This window comes from Flavobacterium tagetis (genome assembly GCF_016735615.1).
Lineage (GTDB): Bacteria > Bacteroidota > Bacteroidia > Flavobacteriales > Flavobacteriaceae > Flavobacterium > Flavobacterium tagetis.
Genome location: NZ_JAERSF010000001.1, coordinates 1,151,135 through 1,170,359 on the forward strand (window position 1 = coordinate 1,151,135; position 19,225 = coordinate 1,170,359).

At 33.1% G+C, this 19,225-nt stretch carries 15 protein-coding genes and 1 pseudogene; 10 read left to right on the forward strand and 6 right to left on the reverse strand.

Features of this window, described 5'->3' with window-relative positions:
- Window positions 1–12: 12 nt before the first annotated feature.
- Together JI750_RS05045 and ybeY are read left to right on the forward strand one after the other, a co-directional pair.
- The gene (locus tag JI750_RS05045; RefSeq protein WP_201999226.1) at window positions 13–3,414 is read left to right on the forward strand and encodes a DUF4175 family protein; all 3,402 of its coding nucleotides are present in this window, start codon (window positions 13–15) and stop codon (window positions 3,412–3,414) included.
- On the forward strand, window positions 3,411–3,830 hold the full coding sequence (ybeY, locus tag JI750_RS05050) for an rRNA maturation RNase YbeY (RefSeq protein ID WP_201999227.1): 420 nt from the start codon (window positions 3,411–3,413) through the stop codon (window positions 3,828–3,830). The genes JI750_RS05045 and ybeY overlap by 4 nt, the downstream gene beginning before the upstream one ends.
- Window positions 3,831–4,215: 385 nt before the next feature.
- On the opposite strand, the gene JI750_RS05055 is transcribed toward ybeY, so the two are convergent.
- Window positions 4,216–4,626: a hypothetical protein gene (locus JI750_RS05055; protein WP_201999228.1), complete on the reverse strand. Its 411-nt coding sequence runs from the start codon at window positions 4,624–4,626 to the stop codon at window positions 4,216–4,218.
- A gap of 171 nt (window positions 4,627–4,797) precedes the next feature.
- Here JI750_RS05055 and mnmG point away from each other — a divergent pair, with 171 nt between their 5' ends.
- The 5 genes from mnmG (at window position 4,798) to JI750_RS05080 (ending at window position 12,004) form a co-directional block, all read left to right on the forward strand.
- The gene (gene mnmG / locus JI750_RS05060; RefSeq protein WP_201999229.1) at window positions 4,798–6,669 is read left to right on the forward strand and encodes a tRNA uridine-5-carboxymethylaminomethyl(34) synthesis enzyme MnmG; all 1,872 of its coding nucleotides are present in this window, start codon (window positions 4,798–4,800) and stop codon (window positions 6,667–6,669) included.
- A 441-nt stretch (window positions 6,670–7,110) separates the two neighbouring features.
- Entirely contained in the window at window positions 7,111–7,959 is an 849-nt protein-coding gene (locus tag JI750_RS05065; RefSeq protein WP_201999230.1) for a class I SAM-dependent methyltransferase, read from the forward strand.
- A 237-nt stretch (window positions 7,960–8,196) separates the two neighbouring features.
- A complete protein-coding gene (locus tag JI750_RS05070; protein WP_008465752.1) occupies window positions 8,197–8,781 on the forward strand; it encodes an OmpH/Skp family outer membrane protein in 585 nt (194 codons plus the stop codon).
- A 103-nt stretch (window positions 8,782–8,884) separates the two neighbouring features.
- Window positions 8,885–11,164 (forward strand): helix-turn-helix domain-containing protein, encoded by a 2,280-nt coding sequence (locus JI750_RS05075; RefSeq protein ID WP_201999231.1) that lies wholly within the window; start codon window positions 8,885–8,887, stop codon window positions 11,162–11,164.
- 78 nt (window positions 11,165–11,242) lie between these two features.
- Window positions 11,243–12,004 (forward strand): hypothetical protein, encoded by a 762-nt coding sequence (locus tag JI750_RS05080; RefSeq protein ID WP_201999232.1) that lies wholly within the window; start codon window positions 11,243–11,245, stop codon window positions 12,002–12,004.
- Between the two features lie 45 nt (window positions 12,005–12,049).
- Here the strand turns inward: JI750_RS05080 and JI750_RS05085 are convergent, their stop codons facing one another.
- Together JI750_RS05085 and JI750_RS05090 are read right to left on the reverse strand one after the other, a co-directional pair.
- Window positions 12,050–12,487, reverse strand: coding sequence for a hypothetical protein (locus JI750_RS05085; protein ID WP_201999233.1), 438 nt, complete (start codon window positions 12,485–12,487; stop codon window positions 12,050–12,052).
- A gap of 121 nt (window positions 12,488–12,608) precedes the next feature.
- Window positions 12,609–13,580 (reverse strand): HU domain-containing protein, encoded by a 972-nt coding sequence (locus JI750_RS05090; protein WP_201999234.1) that lies wholly within the window; start codon window positions 13,578–13,580, stop codon window positions 12,609–12,611.
- A 238-nt stretch (window positions 13,581–13,818) separates the two neighbouring features.
- Here JI750_RS05090 and dprA point away from each other — a divergent pair, with 238 nt between their 5' ends.
- The gene (gene dprA, locus JI750_RS05095) at window positions 13,819–14,919 is read left to right on the forward strand and encodes a DNA-processing protein DprA (RefSeq protein ID WP_201999235.1); all 1,101 of its coding nucleotides are present in this window, start codon (window positions 13,819–13,821) and stop codon (window positions 14,917–14,919) included.
- An 18-nt stretch (window positions 14,920–14,937) separates the two neighbouring features.
- Here the strand turns inward: dprA and JI750_RS22090 are convergent, their stop codons facing one another.
- A complete protein-coding gene (locus tag JI750_RS22090) occupies window positions 14,938–15,060 on the reverse strand; it encodes a hypothetical protein (RefSeq protein WP_255566548.1) in 123 nt (40 codons plus the stop codon).
- A 122-nt stretch (window positions 15,061–15,182) separates the two neighbouring features.
- The gene (gene trpS, locus JI750_RS05100; RefSeq protein WP_201999236.1) at window positions 15,183–16,157 is read right to left on the reverse strand and encodes a tryptophan--tRNA ligase; all 975 of its coding nucleotides are present in this window, start codon (window positions 16,155–16,157) and stop codon (window positions 15,183–15,185) included.
- A gap of 228 nt (window positions 16,158–16,385) precedes the next feature.
- On the opposite strand from trpS, the pseudogene JI750_RS05105 reads away from it, so the two are divergent.
- Together JI750_RS05105 and JI750_RS05110 are read left to right on the forward strand one after the other, a co-directional pair.
- A pseudogene (locus JI750_RS05105) lies at window positions 16,386–16,762 on the forward strand (GxxExxY protein).
- A gap of 156 nt (window positions 16,763–16,918) precedes the next feature.
- Window positions 16,919–17,659, forward strand: a complete 741-nt coding sequence (locus JI750_RS05110; RefSeq protein ID WP_201999237.1) for a lysophospholipid acyltransferase family protein — start codon at window positions 16,919–16,921, stop codon at window positions 17,657–17,659.
- Window positions 17,660–18,216: 557 nt separating this feature from the next.
- Here JI750_RS05110 and recA read toward each other — a convergent pair.
- On the reverse strand, window positions 18,217–19,224 hold the full coding sequence (recA, locus tag JI750_RS05115; protein ID WP_095930180.1) for a recombinase RecA: 1,008 nt from the start codon (window positions 19,222–19,224) through the stop codon (window positions 18,217–18,219).
- Between the last annotated feature and the right edge of the window lies 1 nt (window position 19,225).

The window sequence follows — 19,225 nt, forward strand, 5'->3', positions numbered from 1 at the left end:
AACAGATTTATTTTGAAAACATCATCTGCAATATATCAAAAGTTAGAGGCTTTCATTAAGAAATATTATACCAACGAATTAATAAAAGGGATCTTACTTTTTACAGGTTTTGGTTTATTATATTTTCTATTTACGCTTTTTGTAGAGTACTTTCTTTGGTTAAAACCTCTGGGAAGAACTTTTCTATTTTGGTTATTTGTTGGAGTTGAAGTTTTCCTTTTAGTTCGTTTAATTCTGTTTCCGTTATTTAAATTATTCAAACTTCAAAAGGGAATTGATTATAGCCAAGCTTCAAAAATTATTGGAAATCATTTCACAGAAGTAAGCGATAAGTTGACGAACTTTTTACAATTGTCTTCAGAGAATAATCCTGAAAGTTCAGAATTAGTTTTGGCTTCAATCGAACAAAAAGCAAATTCCTTACAACCAATTCCTTTTGGAAATGCCATCAATTTTAACGCTAACAAAAAATATTTGCCATTAGCTTTAGTTCCAATTTTGCTTTTTGCTGTGTTTTATATTTCTGGAAATAGCAATGTAATTTCTCAAAGTTTGAATAGAGTAGTGCATTTCAATTCTGCATTCTTGCCACCAGCTCCTTTCAAATTTGTGGTTTTGAATTCGAATTTGCAAGCAGAACAAAACAAAGATTTTGTGATTAAAATGGAATCTGTTGGAAACGTTGTTCCTGAAAATGTCATGATTCATATTGGTGATGAAAGTTATTTTATGGAATCTCCGCAAGCTGGAAAGTTTGAATTTAAAATTGAAAAGCCTTCTGAAAATATTCAATTTTCTTTTGAAGGAAATTCGGTTGTTTCAGAAGAATATGAATTGAAAGTTATTACAGTTCCATCAATCGCTAACTTCGAAATGGTTCTAAATTTTCCTTCTTATCTAAAGAAAAAATCAGAAACAATTCAAGGAACTGGAAACGCAATTGTACCTGAAGGAACAACTGTAACTTGGAAAATGAATACCAAATCTACTCAAGAAGTAGTATGGAAAAGAGATAATGAAGAATTTAAGTTCAATAAAGCAGAAAATGAGTTTAAATTAGTAAAAAATATAAGTCAAAATACCGAATATCAAATACTTACGTCTAATGATAAGGTTAAAAACTACGAAAAACTAGATTATCAGCTATCTGTAATCAAAGATCAGTTTCCAACCATCAATGTGGGGCCAGCACCAGACAGTTTGAAGCTGGATAAGAACTATATCTTGGGTAGATTAGGTGACGATTACGGACTTTCGAAATTACAAATTGTATACTACGAACGTAACAAACCACAGTCTGCAAAACGTGGAAATATTCCTGTGAAGAGTGGAGTATTTGATCAGTTTGTTTTTAATTTTCCAAGTAACCTTCCAGTAGAAGAAGGAGTTTCATACGAGTACTATTTTGAGGTTTTTGATAATGATGCACCACACGGATTTAAGTCTACAAAGTCTTCTACATTTTCAGATCGTGTAGCTACAACAGATGAAATTCAGGATCAAGAATTACAACAGCAAAATCAAAACATTAATAGTTTATCTAAATCTTTGAAGAATCAAACCAAGCAGATTTCAGAAATGGATAAGCTTCAGAATACAGGAAAAGAAAAAGATAATTTAGAGTTTAAAGATCAGCAAAAGATTAATGATTTTATCAAACGTCAGAAACAACAAGACGAAATGATGAAACAATTTTCTGAGAAAATGAATCAGAATTTAGATAAGTTCAAAGATGATAAGAAAGATAAAACTGCTGAAGATTTACAAAAGCGTTTAGATAATGCACAGAAAGATTTAGAAAAAAATCAGAAATTATTGGATGAATTAAAGAACTTAAATGACAAATTAAATAGTGAAGAACTGTTTGATAAGATGGAAAAATTTAAGCAAATCAGTAAAAACCAATCACGTAATTTAGAACAATTGGTTGAGCTAACCAAACGTTTTTATGTTTCGAAGAAAGCAGAACAGGTTGCTGAGAAACTAAACAAACTGTCAGAACAACAGGAACAGTTATCAAATAAAGAGAAAGAAAATACTAAAGAGAAGCAGGACGAAATCAATAAATCTTTTGATAAGATTCAGGAAGATTTAAAAGACTTGAAAGAAGAAAATAAGACTTTAAAGAAACCTTTAGATATTCCGTCTGATGCTTCAAAAGAGAAAGATGTAGACAATGATTTGAATAAAGCTTCTGAGGAATTAAGTAAAAAGAACACATCTGGAGCTAAACCAAAACAGAAAAGTGCTGCAAAGAAAATGAAGTCCATGGCTCAGGAAATGCAGAGCGAAATGGAAGGTGGAGAACAGGAACAATTAGAAGAAGATGTAGCAATGCTTCGTCAGATTCTGGATAATCTTTTAGCATATTCTTTATCACAAGAAGATGTGATGAAACAGTTTAAAGCAATGAAATTAGGTTCATCTACATTTACAAAAAACATTAAGATTCAGCAGAATTTAAAACAGCAGTTTAGACATGTTGATGATAGTTTATTTGCACTTTCATTACGTAACCCAAAGGTAGCAGAAGACGTAACTAAAGAAATTGGAAACGTACAATACAACATGGATAAAGCGATTGAAACTTTAACCGATGTTCAGATTCCAAGAGGAGTTTCACATCAGCAATATGCGGTTTCATCAGCCAATAAGTTAGCCGATTTCTTAAGTGATTTATTGAACAACATGCAGATGTCTATGCCTAAACCTGGAGCTGGAAAACCAAAACCAGGAGACGGACAAGGAATGCAGTTACCAGATATTATTCAGAAGCAAAAAGGTCTTGCTGATAAAATGAAAGAAGGAATGAAACCTGGACAGCAACCCGGAGATAAACCTGGTGATGGTAAAGACGGAAAGTCTGGACAAGGACAAAATGGACAGGGTAAAGATGGTCAAGGTAAGGAAGGCCAAGGAAACAAAAGTGGTGATAAAGGAACTTCTGGTAAAGATGGAAAGAATGGAAAAGGGGAGAAGAATGGTAATGAAGGAGAAGATGGAGAAGGCGATGCAGAAGCTATAATGGAAATCTACAAAGAGCAAGTTAAACTTAGAGAAGCGCTTCAAAAAGAATTAGCAAAGAAAGGTTTGGATGCTCAGGGGAGGTCTATTATTGATCAGATGAAACAATCTGAAAAACAGATTTTGAATAAAGGATTTAAGAATGAGAACCTACAACGCATTCTAAATATCCAACAAGAATTATGGAAATTAAACAATGCAGTTCAGCAACAAGGTCAGGATACACAAAGACAATCTGAAACTAATAAGGCAGAATTTACTAATAGATCAAATACGTTACCAAGTTCACTATTGGAATATTTAAACAGTGTGGAGATATTAAACAGACAATCACTACCTTTGCGCTCGAATTTTAATCAAAAAGTTCAAGAATACTTTAATACAAAATGATAAATTTTAATTACGAAACAGATTTTACTTTAGGAGACGAGCAAGCTTTTAGTGAGTGGCTTAGTGCTGTAATTGTTTCTGAAGGAAAGAATGAAGGTGAGATAAACTACATATTTTGTGATGATGAATTTCTTCACAAAATCAATGTAGAATATCTAGATCACGATACCCTAACAGATATTATTAGTTTTGATTATACTGTTGGTAACGAGTTGAATGGAGATATTTTTGTTTCTGTAGAACGTGTTGCAGACAACGCAAAAGACTTCAATGTTTCCTTTGCTGAAGAACTTAAAAGAGTACTATCTCACGGTATACTTCATTACTGTGGATACAAGGATAAGACCGATGAAGATGCTCAATTAATGAGAGCAAAAGAAGAAGAGAAGATGAAGATGTTTCACGTGGAACAGTAGTTAAACATCTTTTTAATATATATGTTCCACGTGAAACGTTTTGTTTTTAGATTTTTTAACGTTCCACGTGAAATATATTTAAAGAGAATAAAAGAATTTATAGCGTTCCACGTGGAACGTTAATATAAAGAATTTGAATAAAAGATTAAATCGTTCCACGTGGAACGATTTTTTAAGATTGAATTTAAAAGAAAAGACCAGGGTGTTTCACGTGGAACATGATTTTAAAATGTTCTTTGGAGTTTAGAGTGGAGATTTAGAAATGTTTCACGTGAAATATTTATTTAAAAGATTATGTTTTGGAGTTCTATTTGAGAGTTCTATTTGAGAGTTCTATTTGAGAGTTCTATTTGAGAGTTCTATTTGAGAGTTCTATTTGAGAGTTCTATTTGAGAGTTCTATTTGAGAGTTCTATTTGAGAGTTCTGATTTGAGAGTTCTGATTTGAGAGTTCTGATTTGAGAGTTCTGATTTGAGAGTTCTGATTTGAGAGTTCTGATTTGAGAGTTCTGATTTGAGAGTTCTGATTTGAGAGTTCTGATTTGGAAGTTCTGATTTGGAAGTTCTGATTTGGAAGTTCTGATTTGGAAGTTCTGATTTGGAAGTTCTGATTTGGAAGTTCTGATTTGGAAGTTCTGATTTGGAAGTTCTGATTTGGAAGTTCTGTTTGGAAGTTCTGTTTGGAAGTTCTGTTTGGAAGTTCTGTTTGGAAGTTCTGTTTGGAAGTTCTGTTTGGAAGTTCTGTTTGGAAGTTCTGTTTGGAAGTTCTGTTTAAGGAAAATAAAAAGATGTTCCACGTGAAACGTTTTTATTTGTTTTCTGAATTTGAAAATATCAGTTTGCAGGTTTTAGTTTGAACCTGAAACTTGAAACCTGAAACAAAAAATAAAAGTTCCACGTGGAACAAAGAAAAAATAAATGTAATTCTAGAAACCGCGTCAGCGGTTTTTAGAGAATAGTAAAACAAAATGTTTTTAGAAGAATACGATGTTATTGTGGTTGGTGCAGGCCATGCTGGTTCTGAAGCCGCGGCAGCGGCCGCAAATTTGGGATCGAAAACTTTATTGGTTACAATGAGTTTGCAGAACATAGCACAGATGTCTTGTAATCCTGCGATGGGGGGAATTGCAAAAGGACAGATCGTTCGAGAAATTGATGCGCTTGGAGGATATTCAGGAATTGTTTCAGATCGAACTGCAATTCAGTTCAAGATGTTGAATAAATCGAAAGGACCTGCAATGTGGTCGCCGAGAGTTCAAAGTGACAGAATGCGTTTTGCAGAAGAATGGAGAATGATGTTGGAGGCAACTCCAAATTTAGATTTTTACCAAGAGATGGTAAAAGGGTTGATAATCGAAGATGGAAAGATAAAAGGAATTAGAACTTCACTTGGTGTGGAGATTCGTTCCAAATCTGTTGTTTTGACAAATGGTACTTTTTTGAATGGTTTGATTCATATTGGAGAAAAACAATTCGGAGGTGGTAGAGCAGGAGAAAGTGCTGCAACCGGAATTACCGAAGATTTGATCAAAGCAGGTTTTGAAGCTGGAAGAATGAAAACAGGAACGCCACCTCGAGTAGATGGACGTTCTTTAGATTATTCTAAAATGAATGAAGAAAAAGGTGATGCAAAGCCAGATAAGTTTTCTTATTCAGATGTGACTTCTCCTTTAACGCATCAGCGTTCTTGTTACATGACATATACTTCGTTGGATGTTCATGATATTTTGAGAGAAGGTTTTGATCGTTCTCCAATGTTCAATGGAAGAATCAAAAGTTTAGGACCAAGATATTGTCCGTCGATTGAAGATAAGATTAATCGTTTTGCAGATAAGGAACGTCACCAATTATTTGTGGAGCCAGAAGGATGGAATACTTGCGAAGTTTACGTAAATGGATTTTCAACTTCACTTCCAGAAGATATCCAGTTCAAAGCGCTTCGTTCTGTAGCAGGTTTTGAGAACGTGAAATTCTTTAGACCTGGTTATGCAATCGAATATGATTTCTTTCCTCCAACGCAATTGAAACATACTTTGGAAACAAAGTTAGTTGAAGGTTTATATTTCGCTGGACAAATTAATGGAACGACAGGTTATGAAGAAGCAGCTTCTCAAGGTTTGATGGCTGGAATAAATGCACACTTGAAAGTACACGAAAAAGATCCATTGATTTTAAAACGTGATGAAGCGTACATCGGAGTTCTAATTGATGACTTGATTACGAAAGGAACTGAAGAGCCGTATCGTATGTTTACATCGAGAGCAGAATATAGAACATTGTTGCGTCAAGATAATGCCGATTTCAGATTGACTCCAATGTCATATGAAATTGGTTTAGCTTCTGAAGACCGTTTACGAAGAATGGAAAAGAAATTGAACGAATCTGAAAAGATGGTTCAATTCTTCAAAGAAACTAGTGTAACGATTGCAGAAACAAATCCGATTTTGGAAGCAAAAGAATCTGCGCCAATTTCTCAGGGAGATAAAATGTTTAAGATTTTCTCTCGTCCGCAAATTGAATTGGAGGATATGTTGAAATTTGAAAAGGTTGATGCATATATCAAAGAAAATGATTTGGATGAAGAAATTGTAGAGCAAGCCGTAATTCAGGTTAAATATTCTGGTTATATCGAAAAAGAAAGAAATAATGCAGATAAATTAAATCGTTTGGAAGAAGTGAAAATTCCAGACAATTTTGATTATAATAAAATCAAGTCGATGTCTATTGAAGCAAAACAGAAATTAAGCAAGATTCGTCCTGTAACTATTTCTCAAGCTTCAAGAATAAGCGGAGTATCACCAAGTGATATTTCCGTGCTTTTGATTTATATGGGAAGGTAAAAAAGTTTGCAGTCTCAGTTTTCAGCTTCCAGTTTTTACTGAGACTGTAAACTGGGACTAAAAACTTTTAAATGTTCCACGTGAAACTATAATGTTTTTGGGTTTTTATTTCAGAATCGAGAATAAATCTAAAATCTAAAGTCTGAAATCTAAAATTGTTTTCTGTTCCACGTGAAACCTTTTGCTGAAATAAGAGTGATTTTTTGAAATAATTTGAATTATCAATGGTTTCAGATGTAAAGAAAAATCAGATTTGAAAAGGATATTATTTTGTAAAGAGGATGAATAAAGTAGATTTGCAATTGTATTGAATTATCAATTTTGAAGAAATCAAAAAGAGTTTAGAAGAATAAAAGAAAAAAAACAAAAATCCTAAAAGCGATAAAATTTCGTTTTTAGGATTTGCTATAAATTAAACCCAAATATCTATAAATTTAAAAAATGAACGTTTTAAACAAAAAACATTTTCTTACTGTAAAAGACCATTCTGTTTCAAAAGAAATTTTTGATTTGTATTACGATGAAGAATTAGATATGCTAATTACTTCTCCACAACCTGAACTTCAAAATTTGGGTAAATATTACGAAAGTGAAGATTATATTTCGCACACAGATAACAAACGTTCGTTATTTGAAAAAGCATATCATTTTGTAAAAAATATTGCGCTTAAGAATAAATTGAATCTAATCAATAGCCAGCAATCGAAAAAAGGAAAACTTTTGGATATTGGAGCTGGAACTGGAGATTTTCTTCTAACAGCAAAAAATGATGGTTGGGAAACCATTGGAGTAGAACCAAGCGATCGAGCAAAAAATATTGCTAAAGAAAAAGGGATTTCATTTGTAGAAGAAACTAGCACTTTAGAAAGTAATTCTTTAGACGTAATTACAATGTGGCACGTTTTAGAACACGTTCCAAATTTAGAACTTCAGATTCAAGAATTGAAGCGTTTGTTAAAACCAACTGGAACATTAATTATTGCGGTTCCAAACTATAAATCGTTCGATGCGGGTCATTATGAAACTTTTTGGGCTGCTTATGATGTGCCGATTCACTTTTGGCATTTTTCTAAAAAATCTATTCAATTGCTTTTCGAAAGAGTAGATATGAAATTAGAAAAGATACTTCCAATGAAGTTTGATTCTTTTTACGTAAGCCTTTTATCCGAAAAATATAAAAATGGAAAAATGAATTACATCAAAGCTTTTTTCATTGGTTTAAAATCAAATTGGAAAGCAAAAAGCTCAAAGGAATATTCATCGCATATTTACGTTTTGAAAAACAAATAAAAAATCAAAAAATCATTTTAGCCATTTTGCCTCTAAAAGACAAGATGGCTTTTTTAGCTAACTCAAAATAAGACAAAAAATACCTAAAATATGGCAATAACATTGGTTTATGACTATATTTTTTTCGATAAATAAAAACAATATCATAAATTTTACGCATTTTTTAAACTTTATGTTGATGCTATTGATTTTTTTATATTTTTGTCTTCAATACTTAAAAAAATAGAATTTAAAAAAATGAAAAAAGCATTAGTTATTATCGCACTTTCAGTTTTCGCAGTTTCTTGTAACAAAACAGCAGAGGTAAAGGAAGTAAAAACAGCTTACGTGGATACTTCGGTTTTGATGAAAGAATACACTGAGGCAAAAGATTTAGAGGCAAAGTACAAAGCTCAAGCGGAAGAAAAAGGTAGACAATTACAAGCTGAGATTTCACGTTTTAAACAAGACGCTGCTAGTTTTCAAAGTCAGGCACAAGCAAACGGTCAAGCTTGGGCACAGCAAAGAGGTGCTGAATTGCAAAAAAGAGAGCAGCAATTAGGTTATGCACAACAAGCATTGGCTCAACAATTACAACAAGAAAGTGGTGTTGAGATGGATTCTCTTGTTAGTGGAGTTAAAAAGTTCATTAAAGATTACGGAAAGAAAAACGGTTACTCTTACATCTACGGAACAGGAGATGCTGCAACAATTTTGTATGCTGAAGAGAAATACGATATCACAAAAGAAATTATCAAAGCTTTAAATGATAAATACAAAGCAGAGCCAAAAGCAGATGCAAAACCAGCAGCTGAAACAAAAGAAGGCGAAGCAAAAAAATAAAAAACTACCAAACTAACTAAATTACTGAAAACCTAAATCCACTAAGATTTAGGTTTTTTCTTTTTATAAAAATGCGGTAATTTTATTATTTAATACAAGCCTAATGCAGAACGTTTCAGAAGCGGCAGCTTATACTTTGCAATTCATTAATCAGACTCAAAAATCTATTTTCCTTACCGGAAAAGCAGGTACGGGGAAAACTACGCTTTTGCGCGAGATTATCGCGACAACTCATAAAAATACTGTGGTCGTTGCACCTACGGGAATTGCAGCTTTGAATGCTGGTGGTGTCACAATCCATTCCATGTTTCAACTTCCGTTTGCTGCATTTATTCCGTCGTACGAAGGAAGTGCTCAATTTACCGAAACGGTGAAGTTTGAAAACAAAGAATCATTGCGACGTCATTTCAAAATGAATAACGTCAAGCGAAATGTAATCAAGAACATGGAGCTTCTTGTGATTGATGAAGTGAGTATGATGCGCGCCGATTTGTTGGACGCGGTCGATTTCATGATGCAGACTGTTCGAAGAAATACACAGCCCTTTGGTGGAGTCCAAGTTTTGTTTATTGGCGACTTGTTGCAATTGCCGCCGGTTATTCGTGATGAAGAATGGCGAACGCTGAAAAACTACTACCGCGGGAAATTCTTTTTTCATTCTCATGTTCTCCAAACGTATCCGCCAATTTATATCGAATTGTCAAAAATCTATCGCCAGACCGATGATGCTTTTATCTCGGTTTTGAATAATTTGCGTAATAATCAGATCACTCCAGAAGACATAGCTGTTCTAAATCAGTATGTTAAGCCAGATTTTGACTTTAAAGAGAACAAAGGTTATATAACGCTTACAACGCATAATGCCAAAGCAGATTCTATCAACTCACAGTCAATCAGTGATTTAGATGGAAAAGAATATATATATACGCCATTTGTGGTAGGAGATTTTCCAGAAAAGATTTTTCCTGTCGAAGAAGAATTGAAATTGAAAGTGGGCGCGCAAATCATGTTCGTCAAAAATGACCTGTCTTTTGAAAAGAGATACTTCAACGGAAAGATGGGCGTAATCAAATCGCTTTCTGATGAAGAAATCTTTGTTCACTTTCCAGAAGAGAACATGACACTCGAAGTGGAGAAGTACGAATGGAAAAATATCCGATACAAAGTCAACGAACAAACCAAAGATATCGAAGAAGAGGTTCTAGGAACTTTTGCACATTACCCAATCAAGTTGGCGTGGGCGATTACAGTGCACAAAAGCCAAGGTTTAACTTTTGACAAAGCAGCGCTCGATGTATCGCAAGTTTTTCTGCCTGGGCAGGCCTATGTAGCACTTTCGCGTTTGCGTTCGTTAAACGGGCTTATTTTGCTTTATCCGATGCAGATGAATGGCATTTCGAACGATCAAGATGTGATGGATTACGCTTTGAATAGAGCGACAGAAGAAACTTTGGAGAAAGCGCTTCACTTCGAAACCAAAAATTTTATTCACAACTATTTGATAAACAGTTTTAATTGGGGAGAATTGGCGCAAGAATGGCGAAATCATCGTTTCAGTTATAACGAAAATGCGGCAGGTTCGGAGAAAACGAAACATTCGGTTTGGGCGCATAAGAGAATGGAAATCATGGAACAACTTTTAGATCCTTCGCAGAAATTCATTTCGCAACTCAATAAAATTTTTATCAAAGAAACGGTCGATTTGTTTTTTGTGAAAGAAAGGGTAGAAGCGGCCTACGATTATTTCTTCAAGGCGATGGATAAATTGGTAGATGATCTGATTTATAAAATGGCTGAAATTCAAAAATTTAAAAAAGTAAAAGAGTTCTACGAAGAGCTTAACTTTTTGGAAGATCTTCAGACTAAAGCGGTTTTGAGATTGATGAAAGCTAAGTTATTGATCGAAGTGGTTGTTGCCGGTGAAGAAATCAGTAAAGAAAAGCTGACGTCGCCAAATATTAAAAATTACAAAATCAACAAAGCGGAAAGGATAAGAGAAGAGCTGAAAACGACAAATACAGACATTTTTAGAACCGAAGAACCCGTTGTTCGATACAAATCAGCTAAGACAGAGAAAAACGAGCTTAAAACGGCTAAAAAAACGACAGTCGAAGAAACATATGATTTGTGGATGGAGAAAAATTCGATTGAAGATATTGCAAGAATGCGTAAATTGAATGTTCAAACTATCGAAGGACATTTGATAAGACTTATCCAAACGAAGAAAATCGAAATCACCGATGTTCTGCCGTATGATAAAATTTTGGCCTTGCGTGAAGCGTTTCAGTTTTATCAAGAAGAATCTTTGAGTCCTTTGAAAGAAAAATATGGAGATGATTTTACTTGGGACGAGCTAAAAATGTTCAAAGCGAGCATTAATTAATTTTTTGAACGTCCCACGTGAAACATGGTTTTCTGTTTTTCAAAAATCTAACTTCTAACGCATTAATTTTTTTTTGACATGAAAACATTTAAAATAGTACTAACAATTTTGGTGTTTAATTCTTCGTTTTTGATTGCCCAGGATTTGAAACCAGAATACCAAAAGTTCATTTCGAAATTTATTCAGGAAGTAAAAGCAGGTGATAAAGAAGCGATTGCCAAACGAATCAAATTTCCATTTAAACGGGAGTATCCAATTCCTTCAGTGAAGGATAAGGCAGATTTTATAAAAAGATATAACCAAATTTTTGATATGGTTTTAATTGAGAAAATATCAAAATCGGATCCAGCAAAAGATTGGTCAGAAGTGGGATGGCGCGGAATTATGCTAAATCGTGGAGACATGTGGATCGATATTGACGGAAGAATTATCAGCATCAATCATCAATCTGATGAAGAACTGAAAATGAAAAATTCGCTGATTGCAGCACAGAAAAAAGAAGTAAATACTTCACTTTCAAATTTTAAAGAGCCAGTTGCAATACTTGAAACTTCAAAATTTAGAATCAGAATTGATGATCTTGGAAATAATAATTATCGATATGCTTCCTGTTCAATTAAGAAGAAAATGACTGATGCTCCAGATCTTGTAATTGAAAATGGAGTCTTCTTCGCAGATGGAACAGGAGGAAATCATCATTACGAATTTAAAAAAGGTAATTTCAAGTATGAATGTCATTTCATTGTTTTAGGCGAAAAAAATTCGGCGCCTGCGGCGTTACTAGTATATCAGTCCGGAAAAGAAATTCTATCTCAAGATGCAAAAATTGTTTCACGATAAACATTTAAAAAAGGCCTAATTTAAAAATGAATTAGGCCTTTTTAGTTATATAGCTGACATTGCTTTTTCCAGCTCTTTTTCCTGTGTAATCTGATTTAGTTTTAATTTCTGAATATTTACCTCATTTTCTTTGGTTTTAATTCTCTGTTTTTGAATCTCTTCTTCAGAAATAGAAGATGTGGTTATTTTGTTCTCAATTTTCTGATTGGCAAGTTCCAGTTTGCTGATTTTTTCTTTTGTCGATTTCAAATCGTTTTCAGATTTAGATAGAGCTTTCTTTTTGCTTTCCAATTCCTTCTGCTCTTTTTTCAGCTGATCAAGTTTGTAGTCGAGTTTTTTATAATTTTCTTTTAAACTTTTTTGCGTTTCAAGATCAGCTTTTTGACGTTCTATTTCTTGTGCAGTGTTTGAAATTTGTTGAGCAAAAAATGATTGTGAACTCAGCAATAATAAGAGAAGTAATGTTTTTAAAAGTTTGTCCATAATGTTTAAATTTTCAAGCGAATTTATTCGAAGAAACTTTTACACAATGTGAATTTAAGACTTAAAAGCAACAGAATAGGACAAAAAATCCCGCTCGATTAGAACAGGATTTTTTAAATTTTTATAGATTTTCGACCAGAATCCAAGCTTGTGGATTTTCGCCTTTTTGTATTTCTTTTTGAGCTTGTTCTGCTTCTTTCATTGTAGTATAGCTTCCATACAAAACAGGAAATAAGCCATGTTTGTTTTCTTTCAGCATTCTAGCTTTGTAACCATCTTTAATTAGTTGATCGTAAGCTTTTTTTGCATTAGCTTCGCTTCTAAAAGCACCTGCCATAATGTGATAAGGCATTGTTGTTTCAACAGTTTCTACTTTAGCTGAATCAACAGAAAGAGTTACAGCTGGAAGTGGACTTTTGATAAAAAAAGTGGCTTCTTGAATTTTGTTCTGTACTTTTTTCTGAACAGCTTGTTCTACAACAAGTGTTTGGTTATCAATTTGATTTTGATATAATGGATAACCAATGCTTCCTGTAATTCCAAGTCCTAAAACAAGAATTGCAGCATATCGCAAGAACGGATTTGAAGATTTGGTTTCTTCTTCGTTTTCGTATAATAAAACAGCATCTTTTTCTTTTGCTGCAATTTTTTCGATTTTTTTCTCGAATGCCTCTTTTTTCACCATCGGAGAAACAAAAGGACTCAATCCAAATGAAGTAGCCAGAAAGTTAGTCTGATCGTTTGGTTTGAAAACGATATTGCTTTCAGAATTTAAACGCAGTTCTCCAATGTTCTTTAAAAGAATTACACCTTCTTCTTCCAGTGTTTTTTTCCAATTCAAAACTTCAAATGCAATTGCGCTAACTGCAAAACCGTAAGATGTTTTTTCAGCTTGTGCAATATGATTTGCCAACAATCCGTCATTATTTTTAATACGACTGTTGAAAGAAATGGTTTTTTTTGGTGGAAAAAACGAATTAGTGCTTTCATTCAGCTGGGCAGAATGTGTTTCTGTTAAAAATGCACCAAATCCTGGAACCGTTACACACTGATAACGATACAATAACTGTGAGATATATACTTCGATTTTCATATTAACAAAGTTAGGCAACGAGTATAGTTATCAAAATTTTATTCACAATTTTTATTAACAATTCGGAATTATTTTTAGACAATTCGTTTTCAGTATATTAACTTTTTGATTTTCCTTTCTAAATAAGGCACTTCAAAAATATTTTATAATTTTATTAAGAAATTACTTTGTTTTATAGATATTTGCGCTTCAATAAAAGTAGATTTAATTTTTCTATTTTACATAATGTTAAAACAAAATGACAGATCAGGAATTGTTTAATTTGCTTGCCTTATTGAAGGTCGACGGAGTGGGAGATATAATGGGTAAAAAATTACTTAATTCGTTTGGTAATGCTTCTTCTATTTTTAAAGCAAAGAATTCTCAATTGGCTGCCGTTGATGGAATAGGATCTGTTTTATTGAAAAATTTGAAAGATAAAACTGTTTTTGAAAAAGCTGACAAAGAGCTTTCATTTATAAAAAATAACAATATTCAGGTTTCTTTTTTTCAGGACGAAAATTATCCAGAACGGCTTAAACATTGCATTGATGCACCAATTCTGATTTTTACTGCGGGGAATTTGGATTTAAAAAACAAGAAAATAATCAGTATTGTTGGTACAAGACAAATTACCTCTTACGGAACTGATTTCTGTAGAAAGTTGATTGAAGATTTGGCTCCTCTCGATCCTGTAATTGTAAGCGGATTTGCTTATGGAGTTGATATTGTAGCACATCAAGTCGCAATTGATTTTAATTTACAAACTGTTGGTGTACTCGCTCATGGCTTAAATCAGATTTATCCAAGAACTCATAAAAAGTACATGGCTAGAATGGAAGAAAACGGCGGATTTATTACTGAGTTTTGGAGCGATTCCAATCCTGATAAAGAGAAATTTGTTCGTCGAAACCGTATTGTTGCTGGTATGACTGAAGCTACAATTGTAATCGAATCTGCAGATAGAGGAGGATCTTTAATTACGGCAAATATGGCCAACGAGTACAATCGTGATGTTTTTGCTGTGCCTGGTAGAGTGACTGATAAATACAGTCAAGGTTGTAATAACTTGATTAAAACGCAGAAAGCAAATGTGTTGACAGATGCTGCTGATTTAATCTACATGCTAAATTGGGACATTAAAGAAAAACCAAAAAACATTCAGAAACAGCTTTTTGTAGAATTAGAATCCGAAGAACAGAAGGTTTATGATTTTCTTCTAAAAAATGGAAAAGAGTTATTAGATATCATTGCAATCGAATGTGGAATTCCGATTTTCAAACTATCTGGAATTCTGATTAGTATGGAATTGAAAGGTGTTATCAGGCCACTTCCTGGAAAACTTTTTGAATCAATTTAACGCAGAAAATCCTATATTTTATTTTCGCGTAAAATGTTTGTACAATCGGTATAAAATATAAATCAGTAATAAGCCAAAAACTATATTTAGAATTTGGAATACATACGAAGGAACATTATAATCTTCAATATACTTATCCATTTTTTCGTTTTTAAATGATTAATATTCTTGAAGTTACAAAAAAATAATTGAAATAGACATTAAAAGAAAAACGCTGACCAATTTTAAAATGATCAGCGTTTCTTTAAAAGATAGTTTTTGAATTATTTCTGAAATCCTAAAACTTCTCTAACTTTTGCTAAAACACCATCGGCAATTACAGAAGCTTTTGCAGCACCTTTTTTCAACAAAGCGTCAACTTCTTCTAGGTTGTTGATGTAATAATTGTATTTTTCTCTTTCTGTTTTGAATTTTTCTGTAATTAATTCAAACAAAGCTTGTTTTGCATGACCGTAACCATAGTTTCCGCCTAAGTAGTTTGCTCTCATTTGGGCAGTTTGTTCTTCGTTTGCTAATAAAGAATAAATAGCAAATGCATTACAAGTATCTGGATTTTTAGGTGCCTCAAGCGGAGTAGAATCTGTCTCAATGCTCATTACTTGTTTGCGTAATGTTTTATCATCCAAGAAAATATTGATGATATTGTTTGCAGATTTACTCATTTTTCCTCCGTTTGTTCCTGGAATCAGCATAATGTTTTCCTGAATTTTTGCTTCAGGGAGAACAAAAGTTTCGCCCATTTGATGATTAAAACGAGCCGCAACATCGCGAGTGATTTCTAAATGTTGCAACTGATCTTTTCCAACAGGAACAAATTCAGCATCATATAATAAAATATCGGCAGCCATTAACATCGGGTATGTAAAAAGTCCAGCGTTAACATCATCCAAACGATCTGCTTTATCTTTGAAAGAATGTGCCAAAGTCAATCTTTGAAACGGAAAAAAACAGCTTAAATACCAAGTCAATTCAGTAGTTTGAACCACATCAGATTGTCTGTAAAACGTCACTTTTTCAGGATTTAAACCACAAGCAAGCCAAGCTGCAGCAGTGCTATAAGTGTTTTCTCTTAAAGTTTTTCCGTCTTTAATCTGAGTGATTGAATGCAAATCGGCAATAAACAAATAAGATTCATTTGCTGGATCGTTTGATAATTCGATTGCCGGAATAATTGCTCCTAATAAATTTCCTAAATGCGGTGTTCCTGTACTTTGAACTCCAGTAAGTATTTTTGCCATTCTAGTTTTTTCTAAATGCAAATGTCGTGATGTTTTTTTTAATCGCAAAGTGTGCAATGGTTTATCATTAAGTTTTGAATTTTTTTGTGAGTTATTTTAACGCAAAGGGCACAAAGGATTTTCGCAAAGAAAAGAAGTATGTTTCTTTTAAGAGATTTGCTTTTCGATAAGTTCACAAAGTTTTTATAAAATATAAGAAAATGTTTATAAATTTAGCTTTTTTAAATTATGACAGAAAACGAAATATCAAATATTGTAATTGGATTAGCGATTGAAATTCATAAAAAACTTGGGCCTGGATTATTAGAAAATGTGTATAAAGAATGTTTGTTTTATAAAATTAAACAACGTGGATTTCTTGTTGAAAAAGAAAAATCTTTGGCATTAATTTTTGAAGAAGTTAAGTTGGATTGTGGATTCCGCATTGACATACTTGTGGAAAACAAATTCTAATTGAGATAAAAAGTGTGGAATCACTTACCGTTAATCATTTAGCACAAACATTAACCTATTTAAGACTTGGAACTTTTAAGCTAGGGTTGCTCATAAATTTCAATGAAAGTCTCTTAAAAAATGGCATTAGAAGAGTTGCAAATAATTTATAGATAAAGCTTTGTGAACTTATCGCAAAGCAAACCCCTTCATAATAATCACTTTAAAAACTTTGCGAAAATCCTTTGTGCCCTTTGCGTTAGAAAAAGCTTGCACTTAGAAAAAAAATCTTGATTAAAATTCATTTCTGTTTTCTTACATTTGAAGCTATGAAAATATTTAAAATTGCTTTTTGGATTCTTTGGAGAGTTTGGTTTTACATTTTGATGGCGATTCCGATACTCATTATGTTCCCTTTTCTGGTCGTTTCTATCCTTTCTGAGAAAGGATATCCATATTTCTTTAAAATGGCCCGCATTTGGGCTAAATTTATCCTTTTCGGGATGGGTTTCTATTACATCGTAAAACGCGAACAGAAGCTCATTAAAGGCAAAAGTTACATGATTGTGGCCAATCATACCTCGATGACCGACATTATGCTAATGCTGGCGCTTATAAAAAATCCGTTTGTTTTTGTTGGAAAAAAAGAATTGGTGAAGATTCCGCTTTTTGGGTTTTTCTATAAACGAACCTGTATTTTGGTTGACAGAAGTTCTTCTAAAAGTAAAAATGAAGTTTTTAAAAGAGCCCAAAATCGTCTTAACCAAGGTTTGAGTATTTGTATTTTTCCTGAAGGGGGAGTTCCAGATGATGAAAGTATTTTGTTGGACGAGTTTAAAGATGGAGCATTCAGATTGGCTATTGATCATCAGATTCCGATTGTACCCATTGTTTTTCCAGATAACAAAGAACGTTTTTCATATACGTTCATGAGCGGAAGTCCAGGAAAAATGCGTGCGCGAATTTTACCTTTCGTTGAAACAAAAGGATTGACAAGCGATCACAGAAAAGAGTTGAGAGACCAAGTTAGAAATATGATTTACAATGGTTTAATTGATTTTCAGAAATAATAGCCATTAGAACATTATGTAAAATACAAAAGCCGGTAGATTTAATCAGTCTACCGGCTTTTCTTTGAATTAAAAACCCCCTATTTTTATTCAAAAGTTATTATCTGTGAATTATCTTTTCTGAAATAAAACGTAATACTTTTTTAAATTTTAATTTGGTTTTTCTTCGGTTTTTATTGTACAACAATTCCATTTTTTCTTTCATGGTTAAAAATATTAATGGTTGATAATAAAGAGTTTAGTTAATAACTCAAGTTAATGTCACATTATTATAGATTAGGAAAAATTAAAAAGGTTGCGTCAGAATTAAAAAAAATTGATTAAACCCGCCAGATAAAAATATCTAACGGGTTTTTACTCAAATAACCAACCAATGTAAATTCTAAAAAAACGCCAAATTGATATATGGCAGTACCAATTGCAAACTGTTTTTTTTTAATAGATGAGAGTTTGGTAAAAAGGTTGCGTAGAAATTTCATTTTTTTTCAAAATAAAAAAAGCCGAGCGATTTTTATATAATCACTCGGCTTTTAATGTGTCTTTTTTAGACTTATTTTTTAGGCATTAGCCAATTCTTTTATGTGTTCTTTAATTTTAATTTCCAGTTCTTCAGCAAGTTCTGGATTGTCTTTAATTAAAGTTTTAACAGCGTCACGTCCTTGTCCTAGTTTTGTATCGCCGTAGCTAAACCAAGATCCTGCTTTTTTAACGATGTCAAATTCAACAGCTAGGTCTAAGATTTCACCAGTTTTAGAAACTCCTTCGCCGTACATAATGTCGAATTCGGCAGTTTTAAATGGCGGTGCCACTTTGTTTTTAACAATTTTAACTTTAGTTCTATTTCCTATTACGTTTTCACCATCTTTAATTTGAGCAGAACGACGAATATCTAAACGCACAGAAGCGTAAAATTTAAGTGCGTTACCCCCAGTTGTAGTTTCTGGATTTCCGAACATAACACCAATTTTTTCACGAAGCTGGTTGATGAAGAAAACCGTACAATTTGTTTTGCTGATAGTTCCAGTAAGTTTTCTTAAAGCCTGAGACATCAAACGTGCATGAAGACCCATTTTAGAATCTCCCATTTCACCTTCAATTTCACTTTTTGGAGTTAAGGCTGCAACAGAGTCAATTACAACAATGTCTATAGCTCCAGAACGAATAAGATTTTCTGCAATTTCTAAAGCTTGCTCTCCGTTATCTGGTTGAGAAATGATTAAATTCTCAATATCAACATTTAATTTTTCAGCATAATTTCTATCAAATGCGTGCTCTGCATCTATAAAGGCAGCGATACCGCCTGCTTTTTGAGCTTCTGCAATTGCATGAAGCGTCAAAGTTGTTTTTCCAGAAGATTCTGGACCATATATTTCGATAATTCTTCCTTTTGGATATCCGTTTACTCCAAGAGCTAAGTCGACACCTAGTGAGCCAGAAGAAATCGTTTCTACTTCTACAATGGCTCTGTCGCCCATTTTCATTACGGTTCCTTTTCCGTAGGTTTTGTCAAGTTTATCAAGCGTTAATTGTAGTGCTTTTAATTTGGCTTCTTTCTCTGAACTCATT